The 427-nt window shown below is 41.2% G+C and carries 1 pseudogene; it reads left to right on the top strand.

Features of this window, described 5'->3' with window-relative positions:
• Positions 1–377 (top strand): annotated as a pseudogene (locus J502_RS16240) (plasmid replication DNA-binding protein); the annotation flags it as partial.
• Between the last annotated feature and the right edge of the window lie 50 nt (positions 378–427).

Below are 427 nucleotides of genomic sequence, written 5' to 3'. Positions count from 1 at the left end.
CAAAAAAACTCATTATTCATTTAGAAAATGAAGTCAAAAAATACCAAGAACGTGAAGAGCGTTTAATGCAGCAAATCGACCGTATGCAGACGCTTATTGAGTTAAAAACTGTTGCACCCGCCACGGCAGCGCCACAACAAGATGCTACGGCATGCGACACCGATATGCCACAGCATGCGACAACACAACAAGACAATGATTATAAAAAGAATAATGAATTAAATATTGTAGAAAATGTGGCTGTGCCACAGCAAGAAACTACAGCATACCACAGCCAAACGCTACAGCATGCCACATTACAAAATGTGGCAGTGCCACAACCTAAAAAACGAGGCTTATTTGGCCGAGTACTGAATGCGGTATTCAATGAAGAGTAAGCTCTCCAAGGAGCATTGTTTATGAAAAAACTGAAAGAGATCCTGCAAGG

This window comes from Acinetobacter sp. 1294596, assembly GCF_000582925.1.
Lineage (GTDB): Bacteria > Pseudomonadota > Gammaproteobacteria > Pseudomonadales > Moraxellaceae > Acinetobacter > Acinetobacter radioresistens.
Note: the sequence above shows the minus strand (reverse complement) of the source record. Positions and strands in the feature narration are given on the sequence as shown.